Genomic DNA, 22,055 nt, shown 5'->3' with positions numbered 1-22,055 from the left:
AAGTCCTGATAATGAGTCTCTGAAAGAACGCTATTTTCGGAAAGAAATTGTAAGAAAAGAGTGCGAAAAAAGAATCAACGTAAGGATTCTCTTCTTGTTCTACAATCACCTGATCAAACCAATTCTGTTTCACTTGGATCCGGAATCAGCACACCATTTGGCAGCAACATTCCTTTCGCTTTCACAAAAAATCCCTTTTTTCCATAAGACCTTATCTTCCCTGTTTGAATACAAATCAAAACGATTGGAACAAACCATCCAAGGAATCCATTTCCCCAATCCATTAGGACTTGCCGCAGGTTTCGACAAAACAGCAGAACTTTATCCAACAATGATTCATATGGGATTTGGCTCTATCGAAGTAGGAACCATCACTGCCAAAGCACAACCAGGGAACGACAAACCAAGACTCTTCCGTTATCCTAAACACAAAGCGCTCATCAACCGAATGGGATTCAATAACCCTGGTGCCGATACCACCGAATCCAATTTAAAAAAACAAGAGAAGTTTGGTGTGCGTGGAATCAATGCTGGAAAATCAAAAGTCACAGAATTAGAAAATGCTGTGGATGATTATGTTTATACATTAAAGAAGTTGGTTCCTTACGGAGATTATGCTGTCATTAATATCAGCTCACCCAACACTCCCGGATTACGTTCTCTTCAATCCAAAAAAACTTTAATCAATCTCATCGAAGGAATCCAGTCAGCTTTTGATCACAAATTTCCCGTTCCCTTGTATTTAAAATTTGCTCCTGATTTAACAGAAGATGAGTTAGTCGAAAATTTAAAAGTATGTTTGGATTATAAAATTAATGGAGTCATTCTGACTAACACCACACTTAACAAAGAAGTACTCGGCGAAACCAATCCAGAGGAAGGCGGTCTCTCTGGTGGACCACTTTTTGAAAGATCCCTTCAATTTGTTTCCCTTGCTTACAAAACACTAAAAGGAAAAATTCCTATCATTGGTGTAGGAGGAATCGACTCAGGTGAAAAAGCAAAACTTATGATTGAAGCCGGTGCCAACCTCATTCAAATTTATACAGGTTATATCTACGAAGGACCATTTCTTCCTTACCAAATTTGTTCTTATCTCGACAAGGTGATCAAACAAAAGAAACTCTCCAATATCTCCGAACTTGTAGGAACCGGAAATCCATTATGACACAAACCAATCCCGGTACAAAAATCTGCACCCACTTCGGAACTTGTGGTGGTTGTAATTATCTAGACATTGATTACACCAAAGAACTTCGTAAAAAAGAACAAAACATCAAAGAACTTTTTAAAACGTATCGCCATCTAGAATTTCGTACCATTGTTCCAAGCCCATCGCCAGAATATTACCGTCATAAAATTCAACTTCCGTTTGGAAGAAGAATCATTGGAAATAAAACACTTCTTACCTTAGGACTTTTTAATAAAGAATCTACATTTGTACTCGATCAAACCGAATGTCAAATCCAAGATCCTGGTTTAACAGAAATTGCACTAGCCGTCAAACAATGGGCAAGGCGAGAAGGACTCCTTCCTTATAACGAAAAATCTAGACGTGGGATGATGAAATACCTTGTGGCAAGAAAATCTTTTTCCACAGGAGAAATCATTTTAGGAATTGTTACGGCGAAAGAAGATATTCCACATGCCAAAGATGCTTCCAAAAGACTCCACACTGCCATTCAAAACCGAATTGGTAAAACAGGAAAGTTTGGTAAAATAGTTGGAATCATCCAAAACATCAATACCAAACACACGACCATGGCACTGGGTCGCGAAGAACATTTGTTATGGGGTAGACCATACATACACGAACATTTTGGAAAACATAAATTCAGAGTTGGTCTTTCTACTTTTTTACAAGTCAACCCCATCCAAACACCAAGTTTGTACAATTTGGTTTTGGATGAAATCGATCCTGAGTCCCGTGTCATTGATGCGTATTCAGGAATTGGAACCATTTCTTTTTGGATTTCTGGAAACTGTAAAGAAGTGATCGGAATCGAAGAAAATCCCAATTCTCATAGAACTGCCTTGGAATCTATTAAGTATAACAAAGTACACAATGTACGGTTCCGCAAAGGAAGAGTGGCCGAAGTTCTACCAAGTTTATTTGGAAAAAACTATGATACCTTAGTACTGGATCCGCCGCGCACAGGACTCGGCGTCGAAGTGGCGGAAACCATTTTAGGAATGGGTTTTAAAAAAATTGTTTATGTGTCTTGTGATCCAATGAGTCTTCGGGAAGACACAAACCTTCTGGCAAGACAATACTTTTTAAATTCAGTGCAACCTGTGGATATGTTTCCAAGAACCGATCACGTTGAAACCGTAGCCGTTTTTAGGAATAAAAACCTCACATAACATTCATTACAAACTCAGAGGCTTTTTTACTAAAAGCCATAATGGTAAAACTAGGATCCACACTCACCCCAGTAGGAAAAACAGAAGAGTCTGCCACAAACAAGTTTTCAAATCCATGGACTTGGTGGCGAGAATTCACCACTGAGTTTTCGCTCGATTTCCCCATCCGGCATCCACCGGCAGGATGGGGAGCTGCCATTGGAAATTCCGCAGGTCTCCATGCGAGAGCATCAATTTCTTCTTTTTTAGGAAGTTTGGAATATTTACGAAGTTTCATACCTGCGAGGAAAACTTCTTTGGCGCCCGCTTCAAAGTTTAACTTCATCTGTTTGTATGTCAGGTCGCTAAAGATTTGTTTGGTGACCTTTCCAAATGGGTAATTGATTTTTCTTTTTCCGAATAGATCCACTTCTATTGAACCAAGTTCCCCGTCCACATCGTCAATCCAACCAATGGTCCCACCCAAATGTTCCATTTGTTTCATATAAGTATAATGGTCTTTTCCAAAACTAGGAACGAGGGCCGCCAGAGTAGCTGGTTGTAATTGGTTTGGCATTAACATATACCCACCCTCTTTGTACTTTCCATTTTGGTATCTGGCCAAACGAAAGTCCTCCACTCCATAAGCAGCAGGAATGTTTCTCCATTGGATGATGGGTTCTTCATATAACGCATGTACCATCGGAGATGGATTGATTACCAAATACTCACCAAGAGCTGGTAATCTTTTTTTTAGGCCATTGCGAAGTAAAAAAGTAGAACTACCAAACCCACCTGCCGAAACACAAACCGCTTTGGATTGAAACGTTACCTTTGTCGCTGTAGGTCGTAAAGTTCTTCGATCAATCACAACAGCTTCAAGGCCTGCAACTTTCCTACCTTGGAAAATTAACTTTTCTGCCCGAAGGTCTGTATACACATCGGTTCCGAGTTGTACTGCCCTTGGGATATGAGTCACAAGTTGTGACTGTTTGGCTCCAAACATACAACCTTGCATACAATGGCCAGATTTTTGACAGTTTTTTCTTGCTTGTGGGACGGCATGACCTTCCCAACCTAATCTTTGTGAAGCGCTTCGAAACAGTCGGTTCATCGGATTAAAGGATTCTTCACCGGCTGGGGTTACATGAAGGTCCGCTTCCAATTCCGGCCAATAAGAATGTAGATCTTCAGGAAGATGATTTTCGATTCCATACTTACGGTTCCATAATAACAACCTGTCCTCAGGTGTACGGTAACTATCAGCCCAGTAGTGCACTGAGGCCCCACCCAAATTGTTTCCATATACGAGGTTGATCCCACCGTCTGCCGTCGTATGAAAATTTCTCTCTGCAGAAACTTTGCCACCCATATTGAGTTCATTATTATCAAAGGTTCCTGTATGGTAGTTCCCTCCCTGTTCCAGGAGAGCGACTTTGATTCCTTTTTTGGAAAGTTCATAAGCCATTGTCGAACCACCACATCCCGAACCAATGACCACTACATCAACAACGATGGTCTCATTCTTCGCATAACTTTTGTAATCACGGTAAATTCCTGGTTTCATCTTAAATCTCCTTTCCATTCACCAAATTTTGGTAGTGGATTCTTGATTCGCTCCATTTCTCAGGGGGATTGCCAAAGGGACCTGGATAAGATATTTGCTCCCAAGTAGATTTGTGACCATAGTAAACCAAACAAACCAAAAGTTTTAAATTTCCAACTACAGCACGGACGATATCCGAATCTGTCTCTGCCAAAATAGTTAAAAGCTCTCCGCGTTTTTCTTTGGAAAGTCTGGAGAAAAAACTAAAATATCCATAAAAGAGAGGAAGATATTCTAAAACCATCACTGCCGAATGAAAGTCTTCCTGGATCTCTTCGGAAACAAAATGTAATTCTTCGTCCAACCTTCGCATCACATTCGCCTTTTCTAAACTGGGCATTCCAGGTTCAGCAATAGGAAGTACAACTTCGGAAAATGCATTGACCGTTTTTGTTTCTGAATCACTAAAATATAAATAACGAATTTTAGATTTGATACCTGCACAAAAGACTAAGAGAGCTAAAAAAGATTTTCTAGAGATAGAGTACATAGATTCTTCCTTGGTTTTTTTCTTCTTTCACAAAATTGATTACAGGTTTTCCTGCGAGATTCAAAAAAGCATCTCCACTAGCTGACAAATCCCAAATTTCACCTCGAAAAAATACATTGATACCTGCTTTTACTTTTGGATCTTTCAGGCGACCATTCATTGCATATTTTTTCCAAGCCGATCGTTCTGAAATAACGCCAATGTCTTTGGAATCCACATCTTTTGGATTCGCATAACCGTTGTAACCCTGCCATTTAATGGTCCAGGCATCTGCTGGTGATACAAAAGAGGGAACTGCAAGAAGCTCCGATTCCGTTTTTTTAAATTCTGTATATACTTCAGGAAACCAAGAATCGGCACAGACCATCGTGTATAGTTTCCCAAGCGAGGTTTGGTAACTTGGATTTTCTTCTATCTTACCTTCTTTCAGGAATTCTTTTTCGTCGGTAATGGGAAATAGTTTTCTGACAATTTGGTCATCCACTCTGCCATCGGGATGAAAATAAAAACTTACGTTTTCCAAAGGCCCATCTGTCGGCGTGATTTTTCCTTCTATGACTTTGGGATGCGGTAATACAATGGAACCTGCGACAATGGAGACTCGATACTCACGTGCGAGTTTTGCAAATACAGATTGGTATCTGTCTGTCATTTGCCAAGCTTTCATCCGAAAGAGTGTTTCTTTTAAAGTATCAGAAGAATAGGAACTGCTGAAGAGATAATGCCAAAGAAAGGATCCAAGGTTATGTTTTACCAAAACTTCCATTGCTTCTTGGATTGTATTGGTGGCAAAAATTGATTTGTCCTCGGCGGTCACTACAAGCCAAGTTCCAATGTACTCGGGTAAAACAACGATACTACGATCTATAAAAAGAAGATCATTTTCCTTTGCTATCCGAAAGTATTCGTTCAAAGCCAAATAAAAACTATCTTCCGTTGCGTAACTATATTTGTTAAGATACGGTTCCATCCCCAGAAAACTTCCCCGTTTTCCTTTTCCCTCTTTTTGGATGTATACCTTTGGGTTAGGTAGGTATAGGGAGACTTCCTCTTGCGGTACAACTTGCTTTTGGCAGTGAATTGTAAAAACTGTAATGGTTACAAAAACAGAAAAAGAAACGGGAAAACGCATCCACCAAATCTACTACACAACTTCGTTTCAGACAATATTTAATTGTGTTCTTGGTTTTTTCTTTTATTTTGACCTTATTCTATGAAAGAGAAACCTGCTCCCAAAAAAATCGTTCTCGCTTACTCCGGAGGACTCGATACTTCCGTCATCCTGGCTTGGTTGAAAGATACCTATGGTTGTGAAGTCATTGCTTTTTGTGCCGATGTCGGTCAAAAAGAAGAACTTACAGGCCTAGAAGAAAAAGGTAAAAATACCGGAGCTTCCAAAGTGTACATCCAAGATCTACGTTTGGAATTTGCACGAGACTTTATTTTCCCTGCGATTCGGGGAAATGCCATTTATGAAATGCGTTATTTACTCGGAACCTCTCTGGCTCGTCCTCTCATTGCTAAAGCTATGGCAGAAGTAGCCACAAAAGAAGGAGCCGATGCATTCTCACACGGTGCAACAGGAAAAGGAAATGATCAAGTTCGTTTTGAACTCACCTTCAAAGCACTTTCGCCTAACTTACAAATTATTGCTCCTTGGAGAACTTGGGATTTCGGTGGGCGTGCGGACCTTATTGAATACGCAAAGAAAAAAGGAATTCCAGTTCCCGTAACAGCTGCTAAACCATATAGTATGGATAGAAACTTAATGCACCTTTCCTTTGAAGGTGGAATTCTAGAAGATCCATTCAATGAACCAAAAGAAGATATGTTTATCTTAACCGTATCTCCGGAAAAAGCTCCAGACAAACCAACTTATTTAGAATTGGATTTTGAAAATGGAGATTGTGTTGCTATCGACGGAAAAAAACTAAACCCACTTGAAGTGATGGAAACCTTAAATGACTTAGGTGGAAAAAACGGAGTGGGCCGAGTCGACATCGTTGAGAACCGACTTGTTGGAATCAAATCTCGAGGGGTTTACGAAACTCCTGGTGGAACCATCCTTCACATCGCACACCGCGATTTAGAATCCATCACACTCGATCGTGACACCCAACACAAAAAGGATGAACTCTCTCAAGAGTTTGCACGATACATCTACAATGGCCAATGGTATTCGAACCAAATGAATGCTTTGCGTGCGTATATGGATTATACACAAAAGTATGTGAATGGAACCGTACGAATCAAATTGTACAAAGGAAGTTGTACGGTTGTCGGACGTAAATCCATCAAGTCTCTTTACAATGCAGGATTATCTACATTTGAAAAAGAAGAATTGTACAACCAATATGATGCGGAAGGTTTTATCAACCTATACGGACTACCTATGAAAGAATGGGCACGGGTAAACAAATAAGATGAAAAATATCGCCGTATATCCAGGTTCTTTTGATCCGTTCACAAACGGTCATCTCGACATTATACGGCGAGCTCATCCGTTATTCGAAGAGATCATTATTGCTGTTGCAATCAATTCCAAAAAAACTTCTCTGTTTTCACCTGAAGAACGTGTGGAAATGATTGGAAAGGTTTTTAAAGGTTGGGACAAAATCAAAATTGATACTTTTGAAGGTCTGACAGTCGATTATTGCAAAGAAAAAAATTCACGTGTGATTTTACGGGGACTTCGTGCGGTAACAGACTTTGATTACGAATATGCGATTTCACTTATGAATAAAAAATTAGCACCGGAAATCGAAACTTATTTTTTGATGGCAGACAATGAATACTCTTTTGTCTCCTCTACAATCGTCAAAGAAGTAGCAAGACATGGAAGAGCGGTATCCAACCAAGTTCCAGACATCGTGGGCGAAGCCCTTACCAAAAAATTCTCCGTATAAGGAGAAAATGAGGATTCTATGAAAACACGTTCTTCTTTTTTTTATGGATTCACCATACTACTGTTTGGTTCCCTTGGCTATTTACTTTTGCAAGCAGGAACTCTTCTCGAAACAGCAAAAAATATTGTCATTGTTACAAATCAACATTTAGACACAGAAAATTTTATTAATAGATTCCACCATCCTTTAGCTCTACTTTTTCTCCAAATCATCATTGTTTGTGGATCGGCAAGATTTGTTGGTTATATTTTTTCGAGAAAACTCAAACAACCATCCGTAATGGGTGAAATAGTAGCGGGAATTTTACTCGGACCATCCTTATTAGGTTACTACTTCCCTGAAACCATGGGGTTTTTGTTCCCACCTGCAAGTCTTCCCACACTAGGAACCCTTAGCCAAATTGGTTTGGTTCTTTTTATGTTCATCATAGGGATGGAACTTGATTTATCAGTTTTGAAAAACAAAGCGCACTCTGCCATTGTGATTAGCCATGCCAGTATCATTTTCCCCTTTTTCTTAGGAATGATTTTGGCTTATTATTTTTATACAGATTATGCACCTGAGAATGTAGGTTTTTTATCTTTTTCACTTTTTATGGGAATTGCAATGAGTATCACTGCCTTTCCCGTACTGGCAAGGATCCTTCAGGAAAGAAACTTAACAAGAACTCCTCTTGGAGCAATGGTTCTTACTTGTGCCGCTGCCGATGATATCACCGCTTGGATCTTACTTGCAATCATCGTAACCATTTCCAAATCAGGAAATCTCAATACTGCCCTTTTCACCATTGGATTGTCTTTTGCATATATCCTAACTATGATTTATCTTGTGGCTCCTTTTCTCAAACGTTTGGGTTCCATATATATCTCTAGAGAAAACTTAACTAGAACTGCAGTGGCTCTCATCTTAATGATTCTATTTTTATCCTCTCTAACCACTGAGGTAATTGGAATTCATGCCCTATTTGGAGCATTCCTTGCCGGTGTAATTATGCCATCAGAAGGAAATCTTAAAAAACTCATTGCTGAAAAGATAGAAGACATTGCCGTCATTTTATTTCTCCCGATTTTCTTTGTGATCACAGGGCTCAGAACAGAAATTGGCCTTCTCAATGGTTCTCATTTATGGTTGGTGTTTGGTCTCGTCATCTTAGTGGCTGTTGTTGGAAAATTTGTGGGCAGTGCCTTTGCAGCAAAAGTTTCAGGATCCAATTGGGAGGATGCTCTCTCTATCGGTGCATTGATGAATACACGAGGGCTCATGGAACTTGTGGTTCTCAATATTGGTTATGATTTGGGAATTTTAAGTCCCGAGATTTTTGCTGTGTTTGTACTGATGGCTCTTGTCACCACTCTCTCAACAGGACCACTGTTAGATGGAATTCAAAGATTCTTTTCTAATTCTGAAAAAAGAATCAGCACTGAAAAACCAGCCGATAGAAAGTTACGTGTGTTAGTTGCCTTTGCGCAAGAAAAAATGGGGAAAAGTTTGGTTCGATTTGCTTATTCTCTCACTGGTAACCAGAAGAAAAATTTAGAAATTACTGCCCTTCATATTTCACCTAACGATTCTTTATCTAATGAAGAAATTCGTCGATACCGTGATGCCAGTTTTGAAGCCATTCGCCAAACAGGCAGGAGTATGGGATTGCAGGTTCAAACAGAATACCGCATCACAGACAACGTCACCTATGAAATTGTCAATTTTGCCAAAATCAAACACACTGATATCTTACTCATTGGTGCTGCCAAACCACTTTTTTCTCGTAGTTATACGGGAGGAAAAATCAAAGGAATCCTCAATTACTGTCCAGCGACAGTTGGGGTTTTGATAGACAATGGTCTCGAGTCTTTGGAAAAAATTGCCATCCTTTACAAAGGGGAAAAAGATCCCATCCTCGGTTTTGCACAAAAGCTAACATCCCTCAAAGGGATGAAGTCGAACAAAATCAAAGCGGAAGACCTAGTTCAACCCGAAACAGATCTAAGTCCCTATCCCATCGCTCTGAATAAAATTACAGGATATTCTCTGATTCTCATTGATCTGAATGTGTGGGAAGAAATGGGATTTGAGAAAATGGATCTACTCCCAACTTCATTTCTTTTGGTTCGTTTTTTAAGCACCTAAAGATTCGATTGCTTTTTTCGGTTTCTCCAAGCTTTTGGAGATATGGAAAGAACTTTTATTATGCTTAAACCCGATGCTGTGAAAAACAAACACATCGGTGACATCCTTCAAAGAATTGAAAAAGAAGGATTCAAAATCCTAGGAATGAAATTCCTAAAACTCAGCCTCGAAGACGCAAAACAATTTTATGCGGTTCACGCAGCTCGTCCTTTTTACAATGACCTTTGCACTTATATGGCTTCTGGTCCAATCGTTGCTTGCGCTCTTGAAAGAGACAACGCTGTAGCACATTGGAGAGATGTGATTGGTGCCACTGATCCAAAAGAAGCAAAAGCGGGAACCATTCGCGCACTCTTTGCTGAAAGCAAAGAAGCAAATGCAGTTCACGGTTCTGACTCTGTAGCAAACGCACTTCAAGAAATTGCGTTTTTCTTCAAAGGGTATGAACTTAACTAAGTTCGAACCAAACAATCGATCGGTTCTTTAAAGAGAACCGGTCTTCTCCCCGTGCCAACTCACTTTTCCGATATTTTAAAAAACTCCAAACAACTCTTTGATTCTTTTTTTGAATCTTATACGAAAGAATTGTTCCAACCGCGCACTCGCATAACAGACGCTTGTTTGTACAGTCTCAAAGCTGGCGGAAAAAGAATCCGACCTATTTTTGTACTCAATTCTTTCTTTGATCCATCCCAAATCCCGACGAAACCAAATTTGAATGAAAACTTCTCTGTTTATTTAGCGGCTCTCGCCGTGGAATGCATTCATACCTATTCTCTCATCCATGATGATTTACCAGCAATGGACAACGATGACACACGCCGTGGAATGCCTACTTGCCACATCCAATTTGATGAAGCCACTGCCATCCTTACGGGAGATACACTCAACTCTTTGAGCTTTTACCTTTTATCTTTATTTGAAAAAACAGACTCCACCGCTATACGTGACTCCATTCAAATTCTACACAAAGGTGCCGGAATGAATGGAATGATCCTTGGGCAAATGGAAGATATTGAAGAAGAAAAAAATCCTAGTGGAAAAAATAAAGAATCTAAGCTTTCATCCATCCATACAAAAAAAACAGGAGCTCTCATTGAAGCATCCTTCCTACTAGGAAATCGACTCCGATCCGATTGGAAAGAAAGAGAGGCAGTTATTTCTAGTTATGCGAAAGAAATAGGGCTATTATTCCAAATTACCGATGATATTTTAGATGTGGAAGGAAACCTGCAAGATCTTGGGAAAACGCCAGGAAAAGATGCCAAAGCTGGCAAATTAACTTATCCTAGTCTTTACGGGATGGAAACTGCAAAAAGATTAAGAGATGAGTCCGTTAACAATGCAATTTCTCTTGTTTCAGAAGTTTCTTCATTAAACAATGAATTCTTTTTAGGATTACCAAAATACATTGCCGAAAGAAAAAATTAGACTGGATGAATTCCTCGTTCGCGAGGGTTATGCGATTGATCTAAAACTAGCACAATCGTTAATCCTTTCTGGATCTGTTCTTATCAATGATGTAGTAATTTCCAAAGTGGGAACTTTAGTTTCCCCAAAAGATATCGTTAGGACCAAAGAAAAAATCAAAATCTATGTTTCTCGTGGGGCATACAAACTTCTCGGTGCTTTTGCTTCTTTTCCAAAGGTCAATGTCCAAAACAAAACCTGTATCGATTTAGGTTCTTCTACCGGAGGTTTTTGCCAAGTGCTTTTGGAAAAAGGTGCCTCACGTGTCATCGCTGTGGATGTAGGTTACGGTCAATTGGCCCAAAAAATTGCTAACAATCCCAAAGTTACAGTGTTTGACCGCACTCATCTAAAAGATCTAACAGTGTCTCAATTAGAACCTTTAACAGAGGAAACTTGGATCACCATGGATTTGAGTTTTATTTCACTTGTTCCCGTTTTTGGTTCCCTCGTTTCTCTATTCCAATCCAGTCCCAAAACCATTTGGCAAGGGATCTCCTTATTTAAACCTCAATTTGAAGTTCACCCATCCAAATTAGATAAAGGAGTTCTAAAAAATTCGCATCATATTGGTTATACGATTCGTTCCGTTTGGCGAAAGGTTAGAAATTTAGATTCAAGACTAAAATTTTTAGGATTAGCAGAATCTCCCATCCAAGGCGCTGATGGAAATCGGGAATTTTTGATTCGGTGGGAATGGAGAAGGTAGATTCAAAAAACTTAAGTTGTAAAACCAGAGACTGCTTCTTTCAATTGTTCGGAAGTGAAAGGTTTCATTAAATAAGCGTAGGATGAATTTTGATTGATTCTGTGTTTTGCGGTATCATCTAAAAATCCTGTCAAAAATAAAACGGGTACGGAAAACTGCTCTCGTAACGATTCCGCTGTCTCTATTCCATCCAAGGAACCTTCTAAATTGATGTCCATCAAAATCAGATCAGGAACTTTTTCCGAAACAATTTGGAATGCCTCATCCCCGGAAGGTACGACCGCAATCACATGAAAACCGAAAGATTCGATTTTCTGTTTGATATTGAGTCCGAGGAAGGGTTCATCCTCGACGATGAGGATGTTCTTTTTCGTCATATATGCTTTATTTTATAGGGGGGGGTCTGTTAAAAAGTAAAAATACTCTATGGCAGATAAAAGTAGCAAACAACCCGAAAATGTACCAGGAAAATACTATGTCGACCAGACTTGTGTTCCCTGTAACGACTGCATTAAGGAAGCCCCTAGTTTAATGCAGTACAATACCGACGAAAGCCATATTTTCTTTAAAAAGCAGCCAACCAACCCTGTCGAAGAAAAACAAGCAAAAGCTGCAATGGCGATGTGCCCCGTTGATGCCATTGGTGACGATGGCGAATAATTAAGTATTATAGAATATCCTAATATTATTTGCCACCACATCTGGTTTTTCCAAATGTATGGCATGTCGAACTTTTGGAATCCATACCAATTTACTTTTTTTAATATAAGAATTAATTTTTTTCATCATAAACGGCGGAGTGATTTCATCTTGTGCGCCGGCTAAAATTAAGGTTGGAATTTTGATTCCCTTAATTTTCGAATCAAAAAAAATCTCATCTTCCCGACGTAAGGTGTTTTCTTGTAAATATTCATTTGGTTTTTCGTTCCAAATAGTAACAAGAGTATGGCGAAATAAATATCCAGGTTCAGGAAATTCCTCTCCATACAAATATCGTAGCAACAAAATAACCTGCTTTTCCGTTTTTGGGAAAAGAATTTTGCGCATTCTTTCTCGTTCAGGATGTGGAATTCCGCCTGGTGCTAACAGAATAAGTTTTTCGACTCTTTTTTGATTATCTTGTAAAACCAAATGTTGGGATGTGAGCCCACCCATTGAATGTCCAACTAGACAAATATCTTTCAGTTCTAATTTCAGGAAACATTCGAGTAATAAATCTGCCCAAACATCAATTTGGTAAAGATATTTTACTAAGGGTAATTTACTTTTTCCATATCCAGGCAGATCAAATACATAAAGCGGATACCCATCATTTAACAGTTCTTTTACGACTCTTCGAAATCCAAAACTCTCATCAAGCAAACCATGTAAAAAAACAATTGGTTTTTTATTGCCATTTCCAAATTTCCAATAAAAGATTTTATGGCCTCCCATATCAACGAAACAGGGTATCCCCCCCATATTTTTCATTGATTTACGTCTCTGGGACTGATAGTTTCGAAAAAGGCTTCGGTAAAAGTATTTAAACATAATGTTAGATTCAAAAATTGAAAGACTATCGCAGCTACTTTCCCATTCCCAGAATGGATTGGTTTTCGTCGATCTTAAATCGAAACGAATTCTATATCTGGATGAAATTACAAAAGAACGACTGGATATCAAAAATCCGAATTCTTTGGAAATTCAAAATGTCTTCTGCGATCATGAACTTTTAATTTCGGAAATCCATACTCATCCGCAATCAAAAAGTGAATACAAATGGTTTTTAAAAAAACAAAATTTAGAAAAGATAGTTAGTTCCGTTCATTTTTCCTCGCTAACAGATTTTTTTGATTCCGATACAGAAATTTATTCCATAACAATTCATTGGAATCATGAGTTCACAAAGGAACAATCTGAAGTTATTGGTCATCTAGAAATTCCATTTTGCCAAACTGATCTCAACGGAAACTTAAAATATGCCAATCCTAAGTTCATTGATTTTTTTCGTTTATCAGAAAACCAAATCCAGACTTACCATGTATCTGATATTCTTCCCTTATCTGAAACTTTCACTAAAGAATTGTTAATTCAAAATTCAAAACAAATTCTAGAATTTCAATTGTCAATGGGTGATTTGATTACCTTTCAACTACAAAGTTTTATCACAACAGATCAAGGTAAACCAAATGGAATCACGTTACTTTTACTTGATCTTTCTGAATTACAAAATGCAGAAAGAATCATAAAATATGGTGAAGATAAATTAAGAACATTTTTTGCAACGATGAATAATGGATTTGTAATCGTAAATAGAGATGCCAAAATCCTTGAAATTGCGCCAATTTTTAAGTTTTTGTTATTCCAAGTTTTTGCCTTTGAAGTAGGAGAAGATATATTTCATTTTTTTGATGAAACCATGAAATCGAAACTAATGAATGTTTTGAAGGCAGTTGTTGAAAATCAAATTACCCAATCCACAGAATTTGATTATGTTCTTTTAGGTGAAGAACGAACTTTTGAAATTCGCTTTATTCCTGTAAGGCGATATGATCCGAACGACAAAAAAATTATGTTAGTTTTTTCTGATATTACTGAAGCAAAACGAATGGACCGCCAACTCATCGAATCTATGAAATTTGCAAGTATCGGAGAAATTGCTGCCGGACTTGCTCATGAAATTAATAATCCACTTCAAAGTGCACTTTTATATTTAGATGATTTAATTGCCGTCGACGAAACAGATCCCAGCGAACGAAGGAACATTCTCAAAAAAATTGAATCAGCAAATTTACGAATTCGAGATTTGGTTAAGGCTCTACTTGATTTAGGTAGGATGGAAAGTCCCAATCGAGATTTTGTATCGCCGTATTATATCTTAGTAAGAACAAGTGAACTCGTGGAGGTAAGTTGCCGAAAAAAAAATATCAGTTTTACCCGCCACGCTGGACCCAATTTACCAGGAATTTTTGTACGTTGGCAGGAAATTGAACAAGTATTGATCAATTGTGTGGTAAACTCCATCAATGCTCTTTCCGAGATGGAACAGGCAAGACAGTTTCCAAAAATTGAATTGGGAATCGATTTAGTCAAAAATCAAAAAAAAGAGTGGGTTGTATTTTCAGTAGAGGACAATGGACCTGGTATTGATGAAAATACTTTAGAAAAAGTTTTTTTGCCATTATTCACAACAAGAAGAAATAAACAAGGAACTGGTTTGGGGCTTTCTATTTCTAAAAAAATCATCACTGACCATGGCGGTGAGATCTATATCAAGACAAAGGAAGGAACAGGAACAAAGGTAGAGATATACCTTCCTGCCCATACAGATGACAATGGATAAAATTTTAATCGTCGATGATGAAGAAGACATTCGAGTTGCTTTAAAAAGAGTTTTATCTCGAGAAGGTTACCAAATTGAACTTGCTGAATCAGCAGCAGAAGCAATCCAAAGAATTTCTTCTGGTGAAACATTTTCAGCAGTAATTTCTGATATTCTAATGTCAGGGATGTCTGGTATTGATTTCACAAAATTTATCGCAGAAAAACAAATCAACTTACCTGTCATTCTCATTACTGGAAACCCAAACCTATCCTCCGCCGAATCAGCAATTCGATATCATGCCTTTGAGTATATTTCAAAACCTGTAGATAGAACTCAGATTCTTTCCGTCGTAAAACGAGCATTAGAAGTTAAGAATCAAAAAGATTCAGATTTAGAAAAACTATTATTGTCGGAAAAATTGGAAAAGGCATTAAGAACTCAAAATTTAGATTTAAACCGACAAAACACTGCAATATTAAATGCTACTTCCGATGCAGTGATCACAATCGATTCCAAATTAACGATTGTTTCAGCAAATAAAGCTAGTTTCGAAATGTTTCGTTTTCATACACCATTGGAACTCATCGGTCAGTCCGTTAAACTTCTGTTTACCGAAAGCAAAATGCAAAAATACATGGAACAAATTGCAAAGGTACTCAACGAAGAGGAAAACAAATCTACTCTCCAATTATCTGATGTAACTTTATTACGTTCCGACCAAACTACTTTTTTAGCCGATATTGCAATTTGTTTTTATAGTTTGGATGGAGATACATATTATACTGGAGTCATTAGAGATGTGACACAGAAAAAGGCAATGGTGGAACAACTCATCCATTCCGAAAGAAGGGCTTTTTTATCGGTTGTTGCCGCTAGCATAGGTCATGAAATTAATAATTCTCTCACGGCGATTCAAGGTTTTGTAGAGATGGCTTCCAGAGAAAGTGCAGATGTAATGCTAAAAGACCGTGCCTTAAAAGTAACTTTAAATCAAACTGAAAAATTACGAGCGCTAACATCTAATCTCTTACAACTTGGAAAATCATTAAAATCAAACAATGAACAATCAAAAACATTGAATTTGAATAAGGAAATATCTTCTGTTCTTCAAATGTTTAAGGAAACAGCAAAGTTAAAATATTGTCATATCAAATGGGAAGAAACATCAGAAGAAGTTCCTATCCAAATGAACTCTGACCAATTTGCATTATTACTTTCCAACATCCTATTGAATGCAGCCGATGCTACCAACAATATTGGTACGATAGAAATTCGTTCCTACCAGGACAAAAGATACTCATACTTAGTTGTATCAGATGATGGAGAAGGTATGTCACCAGAAACTTTAGATAAAATCTACGAACCGTATTTTACAACAAAGGAATTAGGAAAAGGAACTGGACTCGGAATGTTTGTAGTCAAACAAATTGTAGATAATTTTGACATTCAATTAGAAATTGAATCTTCGCCAGGCAAAGGATCCAAATTTCATTTTATTTTTCCTAAGCTTTCAGAAACATAGTAGCTTCAGTGTATCCAGGATTAAATGACTCACAATTAGAATTGATTCTCTCTCGTTATGGTAAAAATTCCAAAATTGAACCATTACAGGAAGAAGCATCCACTCGTAGGTACTTTCGAATCTCAACTTCTAATGGAAAAGAAGAAGTGGTATGTGCCGATGAAACCGTAAATGAAGATTTTGTTATAATTTCTGATTTTCTAAATACAAATGGAATCCATGTTCCAAAAGTTCAAGATACAAATAAAGATCTTGGCCTTACATTTATGAGTTTTGAAGGAATGAACGATTTTAGTTCATACACTCTCAATGATTATAAAAATAAATTTCCAATTCTAATCGATTTAATTCTTAAACTCCAATCCTTAGAACCTCCTTCTCTTGTTAAAAATCGGAAATTTGATACTGAAAAACTGAGTTTTGAAACTAATTTAACTTTGGAAAAATTTGAAGGATTTAAAAAGTTATTTCAAATCAAAACTGAAATTTCCAATGAAGGGAAAGCGTTTATTGAAGAAACTGTAGGTTATTTAAACAAATACCCTATTAATGTTTTTACTCACAGAGATTTTCACTGTAGAAATATTTTAATTTCGCCAAACTCTGATTATGCGTTAATTGATTTCCAGGATGCTAGAATGGGTGTTCCCCAATACGATTTAGTTTCCATCTTATATGATGCATATTACCCACTGCCTAGAGATTTTCGAACCTTAATGTTAAAATCATTTCAAAAACGAAATATCGACCAATCCAAAAAATTCAACGATACCTTTTATTTACAGGCATTACAAAGGTCCTTTAAGGCTTTAGGAACCTATTTCCGAATGGTAACAGATCATGGAAAAAATAAATTTAAACCATCAATCATCTCATGTTTAAACCAATTGGAAGAAATCATTCAATTAGGAATGTTTGCCGATTCATTATATATTTTTGTAAGAAGTTTACGTGAAGAACTTGGTCGACACAAGGATTTCAAAAATTTATGAATGCGTTTGTTTTAGCGGCAGGGTTTGGGAAACGTATGGGAATACTCACCGAAGGTTGTCCGAAACCTCTATTAAAAATTCAAGGTATTTCCCTTCTTGATTATAGTTTGTATCTTTTGAAAAAATGGAATACTTCAAAAGTTTGGATCAACACACATTATTTAGGTGACCAAATCAAATCCCATCTTCAAAACTTTACTCAATTTCCCATTGAAGTTTTAGAAGAAAAAAAAGAAATCCTTGGTACTGCAGGTGGAATTCGAACAGGATTACCTGAAATTTTTTTTAACGAACCGATACTATTAATCAATCCAGACACTTTGTTTTTTCCAACTCCAAACTTTGTACCCAAAAAGGATTTAACACCTTTTTCAAAAATTCATTTATATTTACTTCCAATTCCTCCTAATCAAAATTATACGAAAATCAATATAGGAGAAAATGGGAAACTAACTTTTGGAGAAGGATCGAATTATTACATTGGACTAGCTTTACTTAATCCAAACTGCCTTATTCATTTGGAGAAAAACAAATACTATGATTTATCGGATATTTTTAAGGAATCTGCAAATAGAGGAGAAATTACCGGAGAGATTTTCTCCGGTACGGTTCTTGATTTAGGAACAAAAGAACTTTGGGATGCTTACATCACAAAAGATATATTTGGATCTGAACTTTTGAAAATTCAATCCTTCATCAACTCATCTTATGTGGCTTAGAATTTCCTCTTTTCTTTTTTCAAATCCTTTTTTACCTAATAAAGCAAACATGTTGTTTTTATAATCTTCTACACCAGGTTGGTCAAAAGGATTTACACCTAACATATAACCAGAAACACCGCAAGCAAATTCAAAGAAATATAATAATTCTCCAACTATTTCTTCACTTAACACTGGCAATGTGATTTCTAAACAAGGCACTCCGCCATCTCTATGGGCAATCAATGTTCCTAACATTGCACTTTGATTTACCTCCGATAGTTTTTTTCCTGCTAAATAATTTAAACCATCTCGATCATCCTGTTTTTCTGTCAAATACACATCTTGTTTTGGAGTTTCCACTTTGATTACAGTTTCCATCAAATGTCGTTCTCCATCTTGAATGTATTGACCCATCGAATGTAGGTCTGTTGTGAATTGAACCGATGCAGGGAAAATTCCTTTTCCTCTTTTTCCTTCACTTTCGCCAAACAACTGTTTCCACCACTCAGATAAAAAGCCTAATGCGGGAGTATAACTTACTAAAATTTCTGTTTTTTTCTCTTTGGCATAGAGAGCATTTCGTATTGCAGCATAGACAGTAGCAATATTTCCGTCGGCGGCGGATTTGGATTTTAATTCTACTTCCATTTGTTTTGCACCATCAATGAGTTTGTTGATGCTAAACCCTGCCGCTGCAATTGGTAATAATCCGACAGGTGTAAAAACAGAATACCGACCACCTACATCATCAGGAATTACAAACGTTGGAAATCCGTATTCATCCGCTAATTGTTTTAAGGCTCCCTTTTCTTTGTCAGTTGTCGCAAAAACTCTTTTTTTGACTTTTTCTCTTCCATACTTACGTTCCAGTAGAGAAAGTAATAGTCGAAAGGCGATAGCCGGTTCCGTTGTCGTACCAGATTTTGAAATTACATTTACTGAAAACTCTTTGTTTTCAAGAAATGCCAAAAGTCGAGAATGATAATCTGCATCCAAATGATGTCCGGCATAAATAATTTTAACTGATTTTTTTTGTGTTTCTGGTGTGCTGAATTCTGGCGTTAAAGCTTCGATCACGGCCCTCGCCCCCAAGTAACTCCCACCAATCCCTACTACTATCAAATATTGTGAATGTGATTGTATGGTTTCAGCAGCCACACGTATCTTTTGGAGTTCATCTCCACTAATTTTTCCAGGTAGATCAACCCAACCTAAAAACTCATTTCCTGGTCCTGTTTTTTGAAGTAAGGTTTGGCGCGCTTTTTCCGCCTTTTCCAATTCGTTTTGAATCAGATTTTCAGTCAGAAAAGATTTCGCAAATCTATCCGAAATTTTTAAGTTCGACATAGCACCAGTCCTTGAATAAAGTATAGCATCGAAAGGAAGATGAAGTGGATTCTTTAAGAAGTAAAGAAAATTTGAATCAATTTGAATCAATATTTGGAAAAACAAATCAAATGCCTCGTTTGTTTCAGGCACCCGCTAGAATCAATATAATTGGAGAACACGTTGATTATTTGGGTGGAACTGTTCTTCCAGCAGCGATTGACTTCTTTGTCCAAGTGTATTTGCGACCCAATGAATCTCAAAACTATCGGTTGCATTCGGTTTCCTATAATGAAACAGTAGAACTCAAAAAACCATTATCACCGAATCCAAAATCTCCATGGGTAGACTATATTGCCGGTGTCATTTTTGAAATCGAAAGACTAGGCGATACTGTTCCTGGATTTGACCTATTGGTCGATGGAAATATTCCACAAGGGTCTGGGCTTTCTTCTTCGGCTGCATTTGAAGTGGTTACCGGTTATGCGATCAAAGAGTCCTTTGGATTGCATCTTTCTCGTGAAGAAATTGCTCTTATTGGGCAGAGAGCTGAGAACAATTTTGTAGGAACCAAATGCGGAATTATGGATCAATTCATCATTGCAGTAGGCAAAAAGGATGATTGTATTTCTTTAAATACTGAAACTCTAAAATACACTTACCACCATTTTGATTTAGGAAATTATGAATTCTATCTAATCAATTCAAAAGTAAAACATAGTCTGAAAGACAGTGCTTATAATCAACGTAGGTCAGAATGTGAGTCTGCGTTGGTAAAAATTAAAGCAAAGTATCCAAATTTTACACAATTATATGATGTCAATCTTACAGAAAAAGAATTAGAAAACTGTCACCTAACAAATGAAGAGCGGAAAAGAACGAATCATGTCACTTCTGAACGAGAAAGAACTAAAATAGTCGTCAATGGTTTAGAATCTGGTAATTTTAAAGATGTTGGGTCTGCACTTTTCCAAACCCATTGGTCTTTATCTAAAGAATTTGAAGTCTCTTGCTCCGAAATAGATTTCATTGTTGATTCTTTGCAGAGTCTGGGCGTCACTGGTGCGAGAATGATTGGTGGTGGTTTCGGAGGATGCGTACTCGTACTAGATACTAAAGACCATTTTTCTAAAATAGAAGAAGTTTTGAAAAAAAGTTATCAACAAAAATTTAACGTTGCAATAGACTTCTACAAGTTTCAAATTTCAGACGGGGTAAAGGAAGTTTTGATATGATCGAAAACTGGAGTGATTACACAGTTGAAAGTGGAGATTTCAAAATGGAAGTCCTCCAACAGAGATTTGTCCCCCTCCCTGAAACTGCAGTTTACTTTGAATTGTCTGGCGAAATCAACTTATACAATTCCCAGGTTATGAAAGAAAATTTGGAAATTCTTATCTCCAAAGGAATCAATCACATCTTCTTAAACTTTGAACAAGTGAGTTATATTGATAGTTCTGGACTCGGAGTTTGTTTGGGAATTCATTCCAGACTGATGAAACAAAAAGGTTATATTCGAATCATTTCCCCATCTGAAAAAGTAAGATATGTTTTAGAACTAACAAAACTTAGGAGCCTGCTCCAAATCTATCCGACTTTGGAACAAGCTATTAAATCCGACTAGAAGTAAGTTGGAAAAAGAAATTTTAATTTATTTATTTGTTCCTGGTTTCTTTTTTCAGGAGCCGTGACAAGAGAAAACTTTGTGCTTCCCACAAGACTTGTATCATCCGATTTTCCTAGAAGGTCAATGAGAGCTGATAGTAACTTCTTCGCTGTATCTGCATTCGTACTCAAGTTTGCGAGAACCATTTCCAATGTGACATGTGCTTCATCTTCTTTCCAACAATCATAGTCTGTAGACATACAAACCATTTGGTAAAGGATCTCTGCCTCTCTAGCAAGTTTTGCCTCTGGAAGCACTGTCATATTGATGATATCAGCTCCCCAAGATCTGTACATATGAGATTCGGCTCTTGTAGAAAATAAAGGCCCTTCCATACAAATGAGTGTTTTATTGGAATGTATCGGAAGACCTATTTGTTTTGCAGCTTCTTCAACTTTTTTACCGAGGCCTGCTGAAAAAGGATCCGCAAAGGGAGCATGTGCCACCATTCCATTTTCAAAAAAGGTAGCATGTCTTGCTTTAGTTCGGTCAATGATTTGTGAAGGAATCACAAAATCTCTAGGAGCAATTTCTTGGCGTAAACTTCCCACAGAACTAAATGCAATGATTTCTTCTACGCCTAACTGTTTTAATGCGGCTATATTGGCTCGGGCCGGAACTTCGCTTGGATTTAAAAAATGCCCTTTACCGTGTCTTGGCAAAAATGCAATTTCTTTTCCTTTGAACCGACCAATGGTGATCGTGTCCGATGGTTTGCCCCAAGGTGTATCAGGATGGATTTCTTTGATAATTTCCATTCCATCAATTGAATATAGGCCAGTTCCACCAATGACCCCGATTTTCACTACATTTGCCATTTGAATCCTCTTAAAGTGCAGTTTTCCCCCAACGATTTTGGTTGCATTCGTTTTTTACATTCGAAGACTGTAGAA

The 22,055-nt window shown here is 37.4% G+C and carries 22 protein-coding genes; 15 read left to right on the top strand and 7 right to left on the bottom strand.

Annotation, left to right across the window (positions count from 1 at the left end; genetic code table 11):
* Nucleotides 1–94 precede the first annotated feature (94 nt).
* Both CH364_RS15600 and rlmD read left to right on the top strand, forming a co-directional pair.
* Nucleotides 95–1,168 carry a quinone-dependent dihydroorotate dehydrogenase gene (locus CH364_RS15600; RefSeq protein ID WP_100743591.1) on the top strand — a complete coding sequence of 358 codons (1,074 nt, stop codon included), beginning with the start codon at nucleotides 95–97 and terminating at the stop codon, nucleotides 1,166–1,168.
* Nucleotides 1,165–2,364, top strand: a complete 1,200-nt coding sequence (gene rlmD / locus CH364_RS15595; RefSeq protein ID WP_100743592.1) for a 23S rRNA (uracil(1939)-C(5))-methyltransferase RlmD — start codon at nucleotides 1,165–1,167, stop codon at nucleotides 2,362–2,364. Before CH364_RS15600 ends, rlmD begins: the two co-directional genes overlap by 4 nt.
* Here rlmD and CH364_RS15590 read toward each other — a convergent pair.
* Genes CH364_RS15590 through CH364_RS15580 form a run of 3 tightly spaced genes read right to left on the bottom strand, consistent with a single transcriptional unit; the run spans nucleotide 2,357 to nucleotide 5,571 of the window.
* Nucleotides 2,357–3,910 (bottom strand): FAD-dependent oxidoreductase, encoded by a 1,554-nt coding sequence (locus tag CH364_RS15590; protein WP_100743593.1) that lies wholly within the window; start codon nucleotides 3,908–3,910, stop codon nucleotides 2,357–2,359. The two genes, rlmD and CH364_RS15590, sit on opposite strands and share 8 nt — an antisense overlap.
* Nucleotide 3,911: 1 nt before the next feature.
* A complete protein-coding gene (locus tag CH364_RS15585) occupies nucleotides 3,912–4,439 on the bottom strand; it encodes a hypothetical protein (RefSeq protein ID WP_100743594.1) in 528 nt (175 codons plus the stop codon).
* Nucleotides 4,423–5,571, bottom strand: a complete 1,149-nt coding sequence (locus CH364_RS15580; protein WP_100743595.1) for a nitrilase-related carbon-nitrogen hydrolase — start codon at nucleotides 5,569–5,571, stop codon at nucleotides 4,423–4,425. The genes CH364_RS15585 and CH364_RS15580 overlap by 17 nt, the downstream gene beginning before the upstream one ends.
* 81 nt (nucleotides 5,572–5,652) lie before the next feature.
* On the opposite strand from CH364_RS15580, the gene CH364_RS15575 reads away from it, so the two are divergent.
* Genes CH364_RS15575 through CH364_RS15550 form a run of 6 tightly spaced genes read left to right on the top strand, consistent with a single transcriptional unit; the run spans nucleotide 5,653 to nucleotide 11,651 of the window.
* On the top strand, nucleotides 5,653–6,861 hold the full coding sequence (locus tag CH364_RS15575; RefSeq protein WP_100743596.1) for an argininosuccinate synthase: 1,209 nt from the start codon (nucleotides 5,653–5,655) through the stop codon (nucleotides 6,859–6,861).
* A 1-nt stretch (nucleotide 6,862) separates the two neighbouring features.
* Nucleotides 6,863–7,345 (top strand): pantetheine-phosphate adenylyltransferase, encoded by a 483-nt coding sequence (coaD, locus tag CH364_RS15570; RefSeq protein WP_100743597.1) that lies wholly within the window; start codon nucleotides 6,863–6,865, stop codon nucleotides 7,343–7,345.
* An 18-nt stretch (nucleotides 7,346–7,363) separates the two neighbouring features.
* On the top strand, nucleotides 7,364–9,472 hold the full coding sequence (locus tag CH364_RS15565) for a cation:proton antiporter domain-containing protein (protein ID WP_100743598.1): 2,109 nt from the start codon (nucleotides 7,364–7,366) through the stop codon (nucleotides 9,470–9,472).
* A 42-nt stretch (nucleotides 9,473–9,514) separates the two neighbouring features.
* Nucleotides 9,515–9,928 carry a nucleoside-diphosphate kinase gene (locus CH364_RS15560; RefSeq protein ID WP_012387121.1) on the top strand — a complete coding sequence of 138 codons (414 nt, stop codon included), beginning with the start codon at nucleotides 9,515–9,517 and terminating at the stop codon, nucleotides 9,926–9,928.
* 51 nt (nucleotides 9,929–9,979) lie between these two features.
* The gene (locus CH364_RS15555; RefSeq protein WP_100743599.1) at nucleotides 9,980–10,903 is read left to right on the top strand and encodes a polyprenyl synthetase family protein; all 924 of its coding nucleotides are present in this window, start codon (nucleotides 9,980–9,982) and stop codon (nucleotides 10,901–10,903) included.
* Nucleotides 10,884–11,651: a TlyA family RNA methyltransferase gene (locus CH364_RS15550; protein WP_100743600.1), complete on the top strand. Its 768-nt coding sequence runs from the start codon at nucleotides 10,884–10,886 to the stop codon at nucleotides 11,649–11,651. The genes CH364_RS15555 and CH364_RS15550 overlap by 20 nt, the downstream gene beginning before the upstream one ends.
* An 11-nt stretch (nucleotides 11,652–11,662) precedes the next feature.
* On the opposite strand, the gene CH364_RS15545 is transcribed toward CH364_RS15550, so the two are convergent.
* The gene (locus tag CH364_RS15545) at nucleotides 11,663–12,028 is read right to left on the bottom strand and encodes a response regulator (RefSeq protein WP_100743601.1); all 366 of its coding nucleotides are present in this window, start codon (nucleotides 12,026–12,028) and stop codon (nucleotides 11,663–11,665) included.
* Between the two features lie 49 nt (nucleotides 12,029–12,077).
* On the opposite strand from CH364_RS15545, the gene CH364_RS15540 reads away from it, so the two are divergent.
* Nucleotides 12,078–12,311, top strand: coding sequence for a ferredoxin (locus tag CH364_RS15540; protein ID WP_100743602.1), 234 nt, complete (start codon nucleotides 12,078–12,080; stop codon nucleotides 12,309–12,311).
* Here the strand turns inward: CH364_RS15540 and CH364_RS15535 are convergent, their stop codons facing one another.
* Nucleotides 12,312–13,121 carry an alpha/beta fold hydrolase gene (locus tag CH364_RS15535; RefSeq protein ID WP_100743603.1) on the bottom strand — a complete coding sequence of 270 codons (810 nt, stop codon included), beginning with the start codon at nucleotides 13,119–13,121 and terminating at the stop codon, nucleotides 12,312–12,314.
* A gap of 61 nt (nucleotides 13,122–13,182) precedes the next feature.
* On the opposite strand from CH364_RS15535, the gene CH364_RS15530 reads away from it, so the two are divergent.
* Genes CH364_RS15530 through CH364_RS15515 form a run of 4 tightly spaced genes read left to right on the top strand, consistent with a single transcriptional unit; the run spans nucleotide 13,183 to nucleotide 18,188 of the window.
* Nucleotides 13,183–14,973, top strand: coding sequence for a two-component system sensor histidine kinase NtrB (locus CH364_RS15530; protein WP_100743604.1), 1,791 nt, complete (start codon nucleotides 13,183–13,185; stop codon nucleotides 14,971–14,973).
* Entirely contained in the window at nucleotides 14,966–16,477 is a 1,512-nt protein-coding gene (locus CH364_RS15525) for a hybrid sensor histidine kinase/response regulator (RefSeq protein ID WP_100744699.1), read from the top strand. Before CH364_RS15530 ends, CH364_RS15525 begins: the two co-directional genes overlap by 8 nt.
* An 8-nt stretch (nucleotides 16,478–16,485) precedes the next feature.
* On the top strand, nucleotides 16,486–17,469 hold the full coding sequence (locus tag CH364_RS15520; protein WP_100743605.1) for a phosphotransferase: 984 nt from the start codon (nucleotides 16,486–16,488) through the stop codon (nucleotides 17,467–17,469).
* Nucleotides 17,466–18,188 (top strand): NTP transferase domain-containing protein, encoded by a 723-nt coding sequence (locus CH364_RS15515; RefSeq protein WP_100743606.1) that lies wholly within the window; start codon nucleotides 17,466–17,468, stop codon nucleotides 18,186–18,188. Before CH364_RS15520 ends, CH364_RS15515 begins: the two co-directional genes overlap by 4 nt.
* Here the strand turns inward: CH364_RS15515 and CH364_RS15510 are convergent.
* Nucleotides 18,171–19,517: a glucose-6-phosphate isomerase gene (locus tag CH364_RS15510; protein WP_100744700.1), complete on the bottom strand. Its 1,347-nt coding sequence runs from the start codon at nucleotides 19,515–19,517 to the stop codon at nucleotides 18,171–18,173. The genes CH364_RS15515 and CH364_RS15510 overlap by 18 nt on opposite strands.
* 44 nt (nucleotides 19,518–19,561) lie before the next feature.
* Here CH364_RS15510 and galK point away from each other — a divergent pair, with 44 nt between their 5' ends.
* Nucleotides 19,562–20,731: a galactokinase gene (galK, locus tag CH364_RS15505; RefSeq protein WP_100743607.1), complete on the top strand. Its 1,170-nt coding sequence runs from the start codon at nucleotides 19,562–19,564 to the stop codon at nucleotides 20,729–20,731.
* The gene (locus CH364_RS15500) at nucleotides 20,728–21,120 is read left to right on the top strand and encodes an STAS domain-containing protein (protein ID WP_100743608.1); all 393 of its coding nucleotides are present in this window, start codon (nucleotides 20,728–20,730) and stop codon (nucleotides 21,118–21,120) included. The genes galK and CH364_RS15500 overlap by 4 nt, the downstream gene beginning before the upstream one ends.
* Here the strand turns inward: CH364_RS15500 and mtnP are convergent.
* The gene (gene mtnP / locus CH364_RS15495) at nucleotides 21,117–21,980 is read right to left on the bottom strand and encodes an S-methyl-5'-thioadenosine phosphorylase (RefSeq protein ID WP_100743609.1); all 864 of its coding nucleotides are present in this window, start codon (nucleotides 21,978–21,980) and stop codon (nucleotides 21,117–21,119) included. The genes CH364_RS15500 and mtnP overlap by 4 nt on opposite strands.
* Nucleotides 21,981–22,055: the final 75 nt, after the last annotated feature.

The sequence above is a fragment of the Leptospira harrisiae genome (genome assembly GCF_002811945.1).
Taxonomy (GTDB): Bacteria; Spirochaetota; Leptospiria; order Leptospirales; family Leptospiraceae; genus Leptospira_A; species Leptospira_A harrisiae.
Note: the sequence above shows the minus strand (reverse complement) of the source record. Positions and strands in the feature narration are given on the sequence as shown.